We start from the raw sequence: 13,863 nt of genomic DNA, 5'->3' as shown, positions 1-13,863 counted from the left end.
TGCGCTTACTTAGCCGATTCACTTTGCCGGCTTGGACGCGGCAGCCGAGCGCATCGCCAGGGCTCCGCTCAGGCGCAGGCGCTCGTTCTCGTTGAAGAGCGTCTCGCGCAGCTGGGCCCGCTCGGCCTCGGGCGCGCTGGCGTAGCGGTCGAGCCGGGCGTTCCATTCCTGGGTTTCCTGGTCGAGCGTGGCCAGGCCGCGCGCCACCTCGTAGCCGTAGGCCTCGCTGCGCGCGGCAAAGCGCTCCTGGGGGCTGGCGCCACGCGCCTGCAGCGCCTCGGTCTGGCGCATCACGTCCAGATGGGCCACGGCCTCCTTGCGCACCTCGCGCTGCGCCGGCGACAGCCAGGCCTGCTCGCTTTGCGCCAGCGCCGCGGCGCGCTGCTCGGGCGTGAGGCCGGGGTTGGACAGCAACTCCATCTTCTCGGCCATGAATCGGTCCTGCCGGATCTGGTCGCCGAACAGGCCTTCGATTTCCTCGGGCGCGAAGAACTGCCGGCGCACCGCCTCGCGCGCCTCCAGGCTGCGCCGCAAAAAGGCCGGGTCGCCCGGCGCGGGCGGCTGCAAGGTGCGCAGGGCTTCCTGCATGTCGACGTAGCGCTCCAGCAGGGCCAGCGCGCGCACGCGCCAGTCCTCGCGCAGGCGCTGGGCGAGCAGGGCGGGCGCGCGGGCCATCAGCGTGGCCTTGCTGTCGGCCTGCGCTTCGGCGAGCACCTGGTCGAAGAGGGTGATGAGCTCGCTGGTGAGCAGGGCGTCGGGGGCCGCCGCAGCTTGCGGCACCGGCGGGGGCGCGCCGGGCACCGCGACCGCCGCCGTGGCGCGGGGCGCGGCGGCCTGCGGCGCATCGACCGCCCCGGGGCCGAGCGCCAGCCAGCCGGTCCCCGCGGCCACCAGCGCGACGGCGCCGATGGTCAAGGCCACACCGCGCATGCGCAGCGTCCTCAGAGCCCCGCGCTCTTGAGTCGCGCGGCCTGCTCCCTGAACAGCTCCGGCGGCTTCTTCTCGTAGTACGGGAACTGGCTGCCGTAGGTGTTGCCGAAGGCCTGGTTCACCTCGTCCAGGTGGTTCTGGCGGTAGTCGCCCAGGTGGGTGCCCAGTCGCGTGGTGCAGACCGCGAGCAGGCCGTCGTTGGCCTCGCCGAAGAAGAACAGGCTGCCCAGCGTCGACAGCGCCGTGTCGCTCGGGTCGAACAGGTTGAAGCTGGTCGACACGCCCGACCAGGAGTAGTAGCGCACGCCGTTGGCCACGGCCGCACCGCTCTTCACGTCGCACGACGAGCCCGGCGCGGGGCGCCCCTGCGGGAACTTGGCGTCGAAGGCCGCGCCGCCCGCCGTGGTCAGCGAGGCCAGCGCGTTCAGCGGCACCTCGGGCAGCTGGCTCGGGTCCTTGCCCGAGAGAAAACCGATCAGCCCCGTCAGCAGGCCGACGGCCTTCACCACCAGGGTCTGGCCGATGCCGCCTTCGGGCAGCTTGGCCAGCAGGTCGGCCACCTTCGAGCCGCCGTTGGCGCCGCCCACCGAGGTGACCGAGGCCACCATGTCCGGCGCCACCGCCGCCACGTAGCGCACCGTGGGCGAGCCCTGCGAATGGCCGATGAGGTTGAACTTGAGCGTGGGGTTCTGCTCCAGCGCGCGGATGGTCTTGAGCTCCTGCAGCAGCTGCTCGCCGCGGATCTCGGAGGTGTTGGTGCCCGACACTTGCGCCACGTACACCTTGGCGCCCGCGGCGGCCAGCCTGCCGGGGATGTCGTAGAAGTAGTCGACGCCCAGCAGGTTGTCGAAGCCCAGCAGGCCGTGGACCAGCACGATCGGGTACTTCGTCTTCGCCGTGTCGGAGGTGACGCGGGCCTCGACGCGCGTGGCGCTGTCGCCGGCGGCGGCACGCGCCGGTGGCGCATGAACCGCGAGGGCCGCGGCGGCCAGGAGGCCGCAGCTCAAGGCCACGGCGCGCATCGGGGTGGCTGCATGCTGCAACCGGACATTCCACTTCCTGGCCATCGGCGAACTCCCTTACGTTTGGTTAAAAACACGAACGTTCGTTCAGAAACGGTGGGCGCATTCTGTTGACACGTGCAGGAATGAAAACTGGGGTTTTCCCAGGGCGCAATCGAATCGACCTAAAATGCGCGACTTCCCAAGGAGCGTTGCAGCGGTTCGCCACAGAGGCGAATCGTCAGGCTTGGGGCGACAACGACGCTCGCCTGTCCGACTCTTCCGCAGGTGAGGCCATGTCCCAGATTCCCGCATCCGTTTCCGCTCCCGTCGCTCCCCCTCCCATGAAGCTGTCCGGCCTCGAGCCGGTCGCCATCGGCGAGGGCACGCTGTTCGTCAACATCGGCGAGCGCACCAACGTCACCGGCTCCAAGGCCTTCGCGCGCATGATCCTCAACGGCCAGTTCGAGGACGCCCTGGCCGTCGCGCGCCAGCAGGTGGAGAACGGCGCGCAGGTGATCGACATCAACATGGACGAGGCCATGCTCGACAGCAAGGCCGCCATGGTGCGTTTCCTGAACCTCATCGCCAGCGAGCCCGACATTGCGCGCGTGCCGGTGATGGTCGACAGCTCCAAGTGGGAGGTCATCGAGGCCGGCCTGCGCTGCATCCAGGGCAAGGGCATCGTCAACTCCATCTCCATGAAGGAGGGCGTCGACAAGTTCAAGCACGAGGCCAAGCTGGTCAAGCGCTACGGCGCCGCCGCCGTGGTCATGGCCTTCGACGAGAAGGGCCAGGCCGACACCTACGCACGCAAGATCGAGATCTGCGAGCGTGCCTACCGCGTGCTGGTCGACGAGGTGGGCTTTCCGCCCGAAGACATCATCTTCGACCCGAACATCTTCGCCATCGCCACCGGCATCGAGGAGCACGACAACTACGCGGTCGACTTCATCAACGCCGTGCGCTGGATCAAGCAGAACCTGCCCGGCGCCAAGGTGTCGGGCGGCGTGAGCAACGTGAGCTTCAGCTTCCGCGGCAACGACCCGGTGCGCGAGGCCATCCACACCGTGTTCCTGTACCACGCGATCCAGGCGGGCATGGACATGGGCATCGTCAACGCCGGCATGGTCGGCGTGTACGACGACCTCGAACCCACGCTGCGCGAGCGCGTGGAAGACGTGGTGCTCAACCGCCGCCCCGACGCGGGCGAGCGCCTGGTCGAGGTGGCCGAGACCGCCAAGAGCGGCGCCAAGGACGACAGCAAGAAGCTCGAATGGCGTGGCACGCCCGAGCACCCGGTGCACGTCAACCAGCGCCTGTCGCATGCGATGGTGCACGGCATCACCGACTTCATCGTCGAAGACACCGAAGAGGCCTACCAGCAGATCCTCGCCAAGGGCGGGCGTCCGCTGCACGTGATCGAAGGCCCGCTCATGGACGGCATGAACATCGTGGGCGACCTGTTCGGCCAGGGCAAGATGTTCCTGCCGCAGGTGGTGAAGTCGGCGCGCGTGATGAAGTCGGCCGTGGCCCACCTCATTCCCTACATCGAGGAAGAGAAGCGCCAGGACGAGGCGGCGGGCCGCGACGTGCGCACCAAGGGCAAGATCATCATCGCCACCGTGAAGGGCGACGTGCACGACATCGGCAAGAACATCGTCACCGTCGTGCTCCAGTGCAACAACTTCGAAGTGGTGAACATGGGCGTGATGGTCCCGTGCCACGAAATCCTGGCGAAGGCGAAGGTCGAGGGCGCGGACATCGTGGGCCTGTCGGGCCTCATCACGCCCAGCCTCGAAGAGATGCAGTACGTAGCCGGCGAGATGCAGAAGGACGACCACTTCCGCATCAAGAAGATCCCGCTGCTCATCGGCGGCGCCACCACCAGCCGCGTGCACACGGCCGTGAAGATCGCGCCGCACTACGAAGGCCCCGTGGTCTACGTGCCCGACGCCTCGCGCAGCGTGAGCGTGGCGCAGTCGCTGCTCTCGGACCAGGCCACCGCGTACATCGACGAGATCAACGCCGACTACGAGAAGGTGCGCACCCAGCACGCCAACAAGAAGCAGGTGCCGATGTGGCCCCTGGCCAAGGCGCGCGCCAACAAGACGCCCGTTGACTTCGCGAACTTCGTGCCCACCGTGCCCAAGTTCATCGGCCGGCGCGTGTTCAAGAACTTCGACCTCACCGAACTGGCCAAGTACATCGACTGGGGCCCGTTCTTCCAGACCTGGGACCTGGCCGGCCCGTTCCCCGCCATCCTGAAGGACGAGATCGTCGGCACCGAGGCCGTGCGCGTGTACGCCGACGGCCAGCGCATGCTCAAGCGCCTCATCGAAGGGCGCTGGCTCAGCGCCAGCGGCGTGGTCGGCTTCTGGCCCGCCAACACCGTGAACGACGACGACATCGAGCTGTACACCGACGAGACGCGCAGCGAAGTCGCGCTCACCTGGTACGGCATGCGCCAGCAGACCGAGAAGCAGATGATCGACGGCGTGATGCGCCCCAGCCGCTGCCTGGCCGACTTCGTCGCCCCCAAGGACAGCGGCGTGAAGGACTACGTCGGCGTGTTCGCCGTCACGGCCGGCTTGGGCGTCGAGAAGAAAGAGAAGTTCTTCATCGACGACCTCGACGACTACTCGGCCATCATGCTCAAGGCCCTGGCCGACCGGCTGGCCGAGGCTTTTGCCGAAGCCATGCACCACCGCGTGCGCACTGACCTGTGGGGCTACGCGCCCCAAGAGGGCCTGAGCAACGACGACATGATTGCCGAGAAGTACCGCGGCATCCGCCCCGCGCCCGGCTACCCGGCCTGCCCCGACCACAGCGTGAAGGGCCCGATGTTCGACCTTCTGAACTGCGCGGACATTGGCATGACCCTGACGGAGAGCCTCGCTATGATGCCCGCCGCCAGCGTGAGCGGCTTCTACCTCGGGCACCCCGATGCGACGTACTTCAACGTCGGCAAGATCGGGCACGACCAGTTGCAGGACCAGGCCGCGCGGCGCCGCACGAGCGAATCGGAGCTCGAGCGCCTGCTGGCGCCGAACCTTTGAACCTGCCGGCCGGTCGGCGCGACCGGAGTGACCGGCCACGGGAGTTGATATTCAGAAGCTGATCTTTGCCGCCGCGCACTACGCCCAGTTCGCGATCTTCGTGATTGTCTGCTGGGGTGCCGGCCGCGCGGTGCTCGCGCGCCTGCGCCCGCCCTCGCGCCGCGACGCCTGGCTCGAAGCGGCCATGTCGGCCGCGCTCGGTGTCGGCCTTTACATCTGTGCCTTCCAGGTGCTGGCCATCTTCGGGCTCTTCCGCCGCGAGGCCACGCTGGGGCTGATCGGCGCGGGCGTCGTGGCCGCCGCGTGGCAGTGGCGCGGCTGGCGTGCCGAGGTGCGTGCGCTGCGCGCGGCCGCGCCCGCCACGCCGCCGTGGACCCGCTTCGAACGCATCGCCGCCATCGCGCTGGCGCTGGTCGCACTGCCCGCGCTGGTGGCGCCGCTCGCGCCGCCGGCCGCCTTCGACGAGCTGATGTACCACCTGCCGTATGCACGCCTCGTGGCGCAGCAGGGCACGCTGGGCATCCACGACTGGCTGCGCTACCCCTGGTTCCCCTACAACTACAACCTGCTGTACGCCGCCGCGCTGCAGGTGGGCGACGACGTGCTGCCGCACTTCCTCAACGCCCTGGCGGGCGCGCTGTCGGTGCTGATGATCTTCCGCCTGGGCATCCTGCACGCCAACCGGCTCACCGCCTGCATCGGTGCGGCCATCTGGCTGGGCATGGGCGACTACGCCAACGCGCTGATCGACATGGGCGTGGCGCTGTTCGTGCTGTCGGCCTTCGTGGCGCTGTGGTGGTGGCGCGAGTCCGAACCGCTGCGCGACGGCACGCGCTGGCTCTGCCTGGCGGCGTTCTGCCTCGGCGTGGCGGCGGGCTCCAAGTACCAGGCGCTGATCTTCCTGCCGCTGGTGGCGCTGTTCGTGGTGCGCCACGAGCGCCGCCTGCTGCAGGCCTGGGCGCCGGCGCTGCTGTGCTTCCTGATCCCGTGCATCTACTGGTACGCGCGCAACGCGATCATGACGGGCGACCCCTTCAACCCGATCGGCGCGCGCGTGTTCGGCTTCACCGAATGGGTGCCGGCCGACTACGTGCAGCAGGTGGCCGACGTGCGCGACCACGCCGAGATGCCCAACGCGCTGATCTGGTCGGTGTTCCTCGCGCCCTTCAGCGTGTGGTGGAAGCGCTCCGCCGCCGTGCGCGCGGCGGGCTGGTTCTGCCTGTACTCGGTGGCCGTGTGGGTCGTGACCTCGCGCTACCCGCGCTACCTCATGGCCTCGTTCCCGCTGCTCGCGGTGACGGCCGCCGTGGGCTGGCAGGTGCTGTTCGGCTGGATCGCGGCCGGCGTGCGCCGCCTGCGCGCAGCGCCCGCTGCGGTCGCACCCGACGGCCCGCGCAGCGGCGCCGGCGTCGGCGACTGGGTCGTGGTGCTGCTGCTGGCCGTGCTGGCCGCCGTGTCGGTGGGGCAGACGGCCACCAAGGTGTCGATGATCTCGCTCACGCCCGAGGCGCGCGAGGCCTTCCTGCGCAAGCACGTGCCCGGCTACGGCGTGATGGACTATGTGCGCCGCAACGTGACCGGCCGCGTCTACCAGATCGCGCTGAACGAGGCGATCTACTACGGTCCCAACCCGATCTGGGGCGACACGCTGGGGCGCTGGCGCTACCGCGACTACCTGCTGATGTCGCCCGGCGACACGGCGCGCAAGCTGGCGGCCGAGGGTTTCACCACCGTCGTCATGTCGCCCGAGATGGTGAAAGTGCTCAGCGTGCGGCCCGGCTTCGACCAGTACTATGGCCTGCTGCACGACCAAGACGGCAGCCGCGCCTACCGACTCCTTCCGACGACCGCCCCATGACGACCGACCACCGACCCGCCCCCGTGTCCGCCATGCCGCGCATTGCCGCCGTCATTCCCTGCTTCAACGAGGCCCTGGCCATCACCCAGGTGATCGAGGGCTTCCGCGCGGCCCTGCCCGGTGCCGAGATCCACGTCTTCGACAACAACTCCACCGACGACACGGCCGCCGTGGCCCGCGCGGCCGGCGCGATCGTCACGCACGTGGCCGCGCGCGGCAAGGGCAACGTGGTGCGGCGCATGTTCGCCGACGTCGAGGCCGACATCTACGTGATGGTCGACGGCGACGCCACCTACGACACCACCGCCGCGCCGCGCCTCATCGCGCGGCTGGTCGAGGGCAACCTCGACATGGTGGTCGGCAGCCGCGTGGACGACGGCCAGGACGCGCTCACCTACCGCGCCGGCCACCGCTTCGGCAACTGGCTGCTCACGGGCACCGTGGCGCAGCTCTTCGGCGGCGGCCTCACCGACATGCTCTCGGGCTACCGCGTGTTCTCGCGCCGCTACGCCAAGTCGTTCCCAGCCCTGTCGCAGGGCTTCGAGATCGAGACCGAGCTGACCGTGCACGCGCTTGAACTGCGCATGCCCTACGCCGAGGAAGCCACCGCCTACAGCACGCGCCCCGAAGGCTCGCACAGCAAGCTCTCGACCTACCGCGACGGCTGGCGCATCCTGAAGACCATCGGCAAGCTGTTCGTCAGCGAGCGGCCGCTGCAGTTCTTCTCGATCGTCGCGGCCGTGCTCGCGATCGCTGCGCTCGCGCTGGCCCTGCCGCTGTTCATGACCTACGCCCACACCGGCCTGGTGCCGCGGCTGCCCACGGCGGTGCTCGCCACCGGCGCGATGCTGGCGGCGCTGCTGTCCTTCGTCTGCGGCGTGGTGATGCACACCGTCACGCTCGGTCGGCAGGAGGCCAAGCGGCTGCGCTACCTGGCGCAGCCCTGCGTGCGCGAGAGCCTGCGCAAGAGCCTGCGCGCGCACTGACGGCGGCGCGATGAAGATCGGGCGCGAGTTCCTCTCGTTCGCCGTGGCCGGCGTGATCGGCTTCGTGGTGGACGTGACGGTGCTCTACCTGCTGGCGCCGCTCTTGGGGTGGTACGGCGCGCGCGTCGTGTCGTTCCTGGCCGCCGCCACCACCACCTGGCTCTACAACCGCCGCTACACCTTCGCGGCGAGCGCGGCCGGCGCCGCCACGGGGCGTTCGGTCTGGCGCGAATACCTGGGCTACCTCACGACCATGCTGGCCGGTGCCGTGCTGAACTACGGCGCCTACGTGCTCACGCTGCACTGGGTGGAAGGCCGATGGGCCGCCGCGCTCGGCGTGGCGCTGGGCAGCATCGCGGGCATGGGCGCCAACTTTCTCTCGGCGCGCTACCTGGTCTTCCGCTCGCACCGCAGCGGCGGCTGAGGCCGCCGCCGGGCGCGTGCACTCAGGCTCAGTGCCCGCCCGACACCACCACCGGGATCTCGGTGGCCGGCGGCGTGTTGCGGCTGCGACCGCAGCGCACGAGGCCGTCGATCATCACCATGCCCACGCCCGGGATGTCGCCCAGCTGCACGCTTTCGAGCAGGCCCGGCGCGGGCGAATGCTGGGCGCGGTCCATGAACACGAAGTCGGCCGCGCGGCCCACCTCGATCAGGCCGCAGTTGAGCTTGCGGATCTTCGCCGTGTTGCCGGTCGCGAAGCAGAACACCAGCTCGGCCGGGATGTTCGCGATGGACGACAGCATCGCCACCATGCGCAGGATGCCCAGCGGCTGCACGCCCGAGCCCGCGGGCCCGTCGGTGCCCAGGATCACGCGGTGCGGGCACTTCAGTTCGAGCGCGGCCTTGGCCGCCGCGATGGCGACTTTCTCGTTGCCGTTGTGCACGATCTCGATGGCGCGCGTGCTCTTCTCGCACAGCTCGCACACATGCGCCTCGGGCAGCGAGGTGTGGCCGCCGTTGATGTGGCCGATGATGTCGGCGTCGGCCTCGAGCACCACGTCCTTGTCGATCAGGCCCGAGCCGGGGATCGACGGGCCGCCGGTGTGGATCGTGCTCTGGATGCCGTACTTGCGCGCCCAGGCCACCATTTCCTTGGCCTCGTAGCCGGCCTTCACCGAGCCCAGGCCCACTTCGCCCAGCAGGCCCACGCCGGCTTCGGCGAGTTCCTTGAAGTCGCTCTCGACCATGCCCTTTTCGATGACCGGCGCACCGGCCAGCACCTTCACGCCGCCGGGGCGGAAGTTGTCGAAGGCGCGCTGCGCGGTGATGGCCAGCGCCTTCAGGCCGACGATGTCCTTCGGGCGGCCGGGCAGGTGCACCTCGCCGGCGGAAATCATGGTGGTCACGCCGCCGTGCATGGTGGAGTCGATCCAGCCGATCTGGCCCTGGCGCGGCGTCCAGTCGCCGAACACCGGGTGCACGTGGCTGTCGATGAGGCCGGGTGCGACGCAGGTCTTCTTCGCGTCGATGACGGTGACGGCGCCTTCGAGGTCGCAGTCTTTCTCCTTGCCGACCGCCACGATCAGGCCGTCGTTCACCACCAGGGTGTCGGCGTCGAGGATGGGCTTGTCGATGTCGCCCGAGAGCAGCAGCCCGATGTTCTTTATGACGACCTTGCCCGACTTTGCGCCGGCTGCGATTTCTGCCATTTCGTGGTGTCCTCGTCGTGGGGTGGGGAGTTGTTGTCTTGTTCCTGGATGTCGTCCGCGCGCACGGTACGCAGCAGGGTCTCGATGACGAAATCTTCCCAGTGCGCGACGGCTTCCGGCGACTCCAGCGGCTCGCCGAGGAAGGCCGTGAGCGTGTGCCGGTTCGAGGTGTAGAAATAGCCGGTGGACGCGATCAGCAGGTAGATGTCGCGCGCCACGAGGTCGGTGCGGAACAGGCCCTGGGCCGCGCCGCTGGCAAGGATTTCCGAAATGATGGCCACCGCCCGCGACGAGTACTCGCGCGCCCGCAGCGACTTCGAGATGTGCCGGCCCTTGTGCAGGTTCTCGGTGTTCAGCAGCGTGACGAACTCGGGGTTCTTGCGGTAGTAGCCGAGCACGAAGCGGATGACTTCGGTGAGCGCTTCCACGGGCCGCGAGGCGTCGAGCGCAATGGCGGCCTCGGCATCGTCCATGCGCTGGTAGATGCCTTCGAGCACCGCGATGAACAGGCCCTCTTTGCTGCCGAAGTAGTAGTAGATCATCCGGTCGTACGACTTGGCGGCCTTGGAGATCTTCTCCACGCTGCCGCCGTCGTAGCCGTACTTGGCGAACACCTTGGTCGCCGCCTTGAGGATGCTGTCGCGCGTGGCCTGGGCCGCGGCCTCGCGCACGCCGGTGCGGCGCTGGGGCTTGGGCTTGCTGACGGAGCGGGAGTCGGCCATCGTGCGCGCAGCGCCTGTGTGTCGGGTCTTACTTCTCGGCGAAGGCGCGTTCGACCACGAAGTCGCCGGGCGTCGAGGTGTTGCCTTCCTTGAAGCCGCGCTTTTCCAGGATGTGCTTCAGGTCGACCAGCAGGCCGGGGCTGCCGCACAGCATCACGCGGTCTTCCTCGACGTTCAGCGGGGGCAGGCCCAGGTCGTCGGTGAGCTTGTTGCTCTCGATCAGGTCGGTGACGCGGCCCTGGTTGCGGAACTCCTCGCGCGTGACCGTGGGGTAGTACAGCAGCTGCTTGGCGATCATCTCGCCCAGGATCTCGTGCTTGGGCAGGTGGTCGGTCACGAGGTCGTGATAAGCCAGTTCGTCGACCTGGCGCACGCCGTGCACCAGGATGACCTGCTCGAACTTCTCGTAGGTGTCGGGGTCGCGGATGATGCTCATGAACGGCGCCAGGCCGGTGCCCGTGCCGAACAGGTACAGGCGCTTGGCCGGCAGCGTGTAGTCGATGAGCAGCGTGCCCGTGGGCTTGCGGCCCACGATCACGGTGTCGCCCACCTGGATGTGCTGCAGCTTCGAGGTGAGCGGGCCGTCTTCCACCTTGATGCTCAGGAACTCCAGGTGCTCCTCGTAGTTCGGGCTCACGATGCTGTAGGCGCGCAGCAGGGGCTTGTTGTTGACCTTCAGGCCGATCATCGTGAAATGACCGTTCGAGAAGCGCAGCGCCGGGTCGCGCGTGGTGGTGAAGGTGAACAGGCGGTCGGTCCAGTGGTGGACGCTCAGGACGCGTTCTTCGCTGAATGCACTCATACAGAACTCAAGTGTTGGTTGAAGACAGAAAAGGGTGGCTGAGCCGAAATGCACGCCTTTGGGGCGTCCGCCATCGGCCGGCTAGCAACCCTCCATTGTCGTTGGTCGGAAAAACCCCGATGAACACCGCGAGAAAACACCATTGCAAGCATCGGGCCTGTTTGCTACATTGACCTTTGATGTAGTGAACGCAACATGAAAGTGTAGGGGATGCTACACAAACGAAAGCCGCCGCACAAGCACCTGCACGGCACGTTTGTTGCAAACCTCCGGGGCCTGAAGACCCGCTCCGACAGCACCACACCACGAGATCGCCTCGATGACTGAACACACCAAGACAGACGGACTGCCCGGCATCGACATGCCCCTGGTCGCGCAGGCCGGCGGCGCCGCCTTCGGCAAGGCGCCGCCGCGCAACGAGAAGATGAGCACCGCCAAGGTCGAGTGCAACGCCTGCCCGGTGCTGTGCCAGATCTCCGACGGCCGCACCGGCGCCTGCGACCGTTACGCCAACCGCCAGGGCGTGCTGGTGCGCGTCGACCCGGTGGTGCTGCTGCGCCGCACGCTCGCCGCCGAGCAGCCGGCGCTCGTGCCCTTCGATCGGCCCGGCGCCGATGCGGCAGAGGCCCATGCTGCGCCCGACTGGAACGGCGACCTGCTGCACGCCGACGAGGTCTTCGTCACCGGCGTGGGCTCGTCCACCACGTACCCCGACTACAAGCCCGCGCCCTTCATCGTGGCTTCGAAAGCCCAGGGCGTCGACATGGTCACCGTCGTCACCGAAGGCATCTTCAGCTACTGCAGCTTCAAGGTGAAGATCGACACCGACCGCTTCCTGGGCGCCGAGCAGGCCAACGTGCGCTACAAGGGCGAGGTCGTGGGCCATGTCACCACGGCCGAGTACGGCTCGCAGATGCTGTCGCTGGGCGGCGTGCACCACCTCACGGGCGGCAGCAAGAAGGAAGGCCGCATGACGGCCGAGCTCATGCAGCTCTTGGGCAACAAGCAGGCGGTCGAATGCACCATCGACGGCGGCGCCAGCCTCGTCATCCAGGCCGGCAAGGCGCCCATCGTCAACGGCGTGGAAGAACAGCGCATGCGCGTGGGCTGCGGCTCGGCCGCCGTGGGCATCTTCGCGCGCCAGTTCGCCGGCGTGGCCGACGAGGTGGTGGTGGTCGACGACCACATCACCGGCGTGCTCACCGAGCACCAGGCCGGCCGCTGCCTCGACATGACGCCCTCGGGCATCCAGATGCTGGGGCGCAAGTCGACGCCCGGGCGCTACTTCCAGGTCGCGAACCCGGGCAACGGCTGGGGCGGCACCGACATCGCCGACCCGCTCGCGATCATCGAAGGCTGGGAAGAGGGCGTGGCCCGCCCCGGCCTGCGCCTGCTCATGACCTCCACCACCGGCGAGCATGCGCAGTGGTACGTGCTCGACGAGGCCCTGAAGCCCATCGAGCAGCCCATGCCGCCCGAGGTGCGCCGCATCGTCGACCGCATCGGCGAGAACTGCGAGCCTTCGCTGTGCACCGTGCTGTTCCTCGGCGGTGCCGGCGGCAGCCTGCGCGCGGGCGTCACCGAAAACCCCGTGCTGCTCACGCGCGCCATCAAGCGCGCGCTGGTCAACGTCACCTGCGGCGGCGCACCGGCCTATGTGTGGCCCGGCGGCGGCATCACCGTCATGGCCGACGTCATGCGCATGCCCGACAACAGCTTCGGCACCGTGCCCACGCCGGCCATCGTCGCGCCCATCGAGTTCAGCATGCGGCGCGACGACTACGAGGCGCTCGGCGGGCACGTCGAACACATCTTCCCGCTCGAGCAGGCGCTCGCGCGCGGTGCGTGGCAGGAAGACGGCGCACCGCTGGCGCGCCAATGGCTCGTCATCGACGATGCCAATCCGTGGCCGCTCGGTCACGCTCCCATGCTGGGTTGAAAAATGTCCGCCCAACGCACGGCGCTCGACGCGGGCCGCTGGCATTTCAACCACGGCCCGATCGACATCGTGGCCGAAGCGCACGGCGACCCGTACGCCGTCGCCGCCGCGCACGACGCGGCCTGGGCGCGCTTCGGCCATGTGCTCGACGAACTCGTGCGCGAACTGCCGCAGCTGCGCCTGCCCGTGGCCGCACGCCAGCGCCCGCGTGGCGTGGTCGCGCGCCGCATGTGGGACGCCTGCGATGCCTTCTCGCCGCTGTTCCTCACGCCCATGGCGGCCGTGGCCGGCAGCGTGGCGCAGGAACTCATCGCCTTCTACGACCGGCCCGGCATCGAGCGCGCGTGGATCAACAACGGCGGCGACATCGCGCTGCACCTCGCGCCCGGCCACACGGCGCGCGTGGGCTTGTTTGCCGACCTCGCGCGCTTCGACTGGCGCGACAGCGGCATGCTCACGACCGACGGCCAGTTCGAACTGCACGCCGACCAGCCCGTGCGCGGCGTCGCCACCAGCGGCTGGCGCGGGCGCAGTTTCTCGCTGGGCATCGCCGACAGCGTGACGGTGTTGGCCGCCACCGCGGCGCAGGCCGACGCTGCCGCCACCGTGATCGCCAACGCCGTCGACGTGGCCGACGCCGCCATCCAGCGCCTGCCCGCCAGCGAATGCAAGGACGACAGCGACCTCGGCGACACCCTCGTCACCGTCGACGTGCCGCCGCTGGCGCCCGCGCAGGTGCACCATGCACTCGATGCGGGCGCGGCGTGCGCCCGCGCGTTGCAGAAAAGGGGGCTCGTGTGGGCCGTTCTGCTCGTTTGCCAGGGGCAGTGGCGGCGGGTGGAACCCTTATGCTCGAAGTCGCTGGACATCGCGCTGCCCGAAGCAGTTGGTTCAGTATTTGCTTAACGAAAAGC

At 68.7% G+C, this 13,863-nt stretch carries 11 protein-coding genes and 1 riboswitch; of the genes, 6 read left to right on the top strand and 5 right to left on the bottom strand.

Features of this window, described 5'->3' with window-relative positions; genetic code table 11:
* Nucleotides 1-18: 18 nt before the first annotated feature.
* Nucleotides 19-930 carry a lipase secretion chaperone gene (locus AC57B8_RS20390; RefSeq protein WP_496480609.1) on the bottom strand — a complete coding sequence of 304 codons (912 nt, stop codon included), beginning with the start codon at nucleotides 928-930 and terminating at the stop codon, nucleotides 19-21.
* 11 nt (nucleotides 931-941) lie between these two features.
* Nucleotides 942-1,997 (bottom strand): esterase/lipase family protein, encoded by a 1,056-nt coding sequence (locus AC57B8_RS20385; protein WP_235926910.1) that lies wholly within the window; start codon nucleotides 1,995-1,997, stop codon nucleotides 942-944.
* A gap of 132 nt (nucleotides 1,998-2,129) precedes the next feature.
* A riboswitch (S-adenosyl-L-homocysteine riboswitch) is annotated at nucleotides 2,130-2,205 on the top strand.
* A gap of 22 nt (nucleotides 2,206-2,227) precedes the next feature.
* On the opposite strand from AC57B8_RS20385, the gene metH reads away from it, so the two are divergent.
* The 4 genes from metH to AC57B8_RS20365 all read left to right on the top strand — a co-directional run bounded on the left by metH (nucleotide 2,228) and on the right by AC57B8_RS20365 (nucleotide 8,258).
* Nucleotides 2,228-4,990 (top strand): methionine synthase, encoded by a 2,763-nt coding sequence (gene metH, locus AC57B8_RS20380; protein ID WP_496480608.1) that lies wholly within the window; start codon nucleotides 2,228-2,230, stop codon nucleotides 4,988-4,990.
* Between the two features lie 100 nt (nucleotides 4,991-5,090).
* Entirely contained in the window at nucleotides 5,091-6,848 is a 1,758-nt protein-coding gene (locus AC57B8_RS20375) for an ArnT family glycosyltransferase (protein ID WP_496480607.1), read from the top strand.
* Complete coding sequence (locus AC57B8_RS20370; RefSeq protein ID WP_062473993.1) at nucleotides 6,845-7,834, top strand: glycosyltransferase family 2 protein; 990 nt, start codon at nucleotides 6,845-6,847, stop codon at nucleotides 7,832-7,834. The genes AC57B8_RS20375 and AC57B8_RS20370 overlap by 4 nt, the downstream gene beginning before the upstream one ends.
* 10 nt (nucleotides 7,835-7,844) lie before the next feature.
* Nucleotides 7,845-8,258, top strand: a complete 414-nt coding sequence (locus AC57B8_RS20365) for a GtrA family protein (protein ID WP_496480606.1) — start codon at nucleotides 7,845-7,847, stop codon at nucleotides 8,256-8,258.
* A gap of 28 nt (nucleotides 8,259-8,286) precedes the next feature.
* Here AC57B8_RS20365 and AC57B8_RS20360 read toward each other — a convergent pair whose 3' ends face one another.
* Genes AC57B8_RS20360 through AC57B8_RS20350 form a run of 3 tightly spaced genes read right to left on the bottom strand, consistent with a single transcriptional unit; the run spans nucleotide 8,287 to nucleotide 11,010 of the window.
* Nucleotides 8,287-9,486 carry an amidohydrolase family protein gene (locus AC57B8_RS20360; protein ID WP_487848888.1) on the bottom strand — a complete coding sequence of 400 codons (1,200 nt, stop codon included), beginning with the start codon at nucleotides 9,484-9,486 and terminating at the stop codon, nucleotides 8,287-8,289.
* Complete coding sequence (locus tag AC57B8_RS20355; RefSeq protein ID WP_095743155.1) at nucleotides 9,441-10,208, bottom strand: TetR/AcrR family transcriptional regulator; 768 nt, start codon at nucleotides 10,206-10,208, stop codon at nucleotides 9,441-9,443. The genes AC57B8_RS20360 and AC57B8_RS20355 overlap by 46 nt, the downstream gene beginning before the upstream one ends.
* Nucleotides 10,209-10,236: 28 nt before the next feature.
* The gene (locus tag AC57B8_RS20350) at nucleotides 10,237-11,010 is read right to left on the bottom strand and encodes a ferredoxin--NADP reductase (RefSeq protein ID WP_062473986.1); all 774 of its coding nucleotides are present in this window, start codon (nucleotides 11,008-11,010) and stop codon (nucleotides 10,237-10,239) included.
* Nucleotides 11,011-11,329: 319 nt separating this feature from the next.
* On the opposite strand from AC57B8_RS20350, the gene AC57B8_RS20345 reads away from it, so the two are divergent.
* Entirely contained in the window at nucleotides 11,330-12,949 is a 1,620-nt protein-coding gene (locus AC57B8_RS20345) for a 6-hydroxynicotinate reductase (RefSeq protein ID WP_495306428.1), read from the top strand.
* 3 nt (nucleotides 12,950-12,952) lie between these two features.
* A complete protein-coding gene (locus AC57B8_RS20340; RefSeq protein ID WP_095743157.1) occupies nucleotides 12,953-13,855 on the top strand; it encodes a UPF0280 family protein in 903 nt (300 codons plus the stop codon).
* Nucleotides 13,856-13,863 lie beyond the last annotated feature (8 nt).

This window comes from Variovorax sp. BGA-UO-ETr-C22, assembly GCF_059567965.1.
The sequence above is the reverse complement of the archived record's forward strand: the minus strand, read 5'-3'. Positions and strand labels throughout refer to the sequence as shown.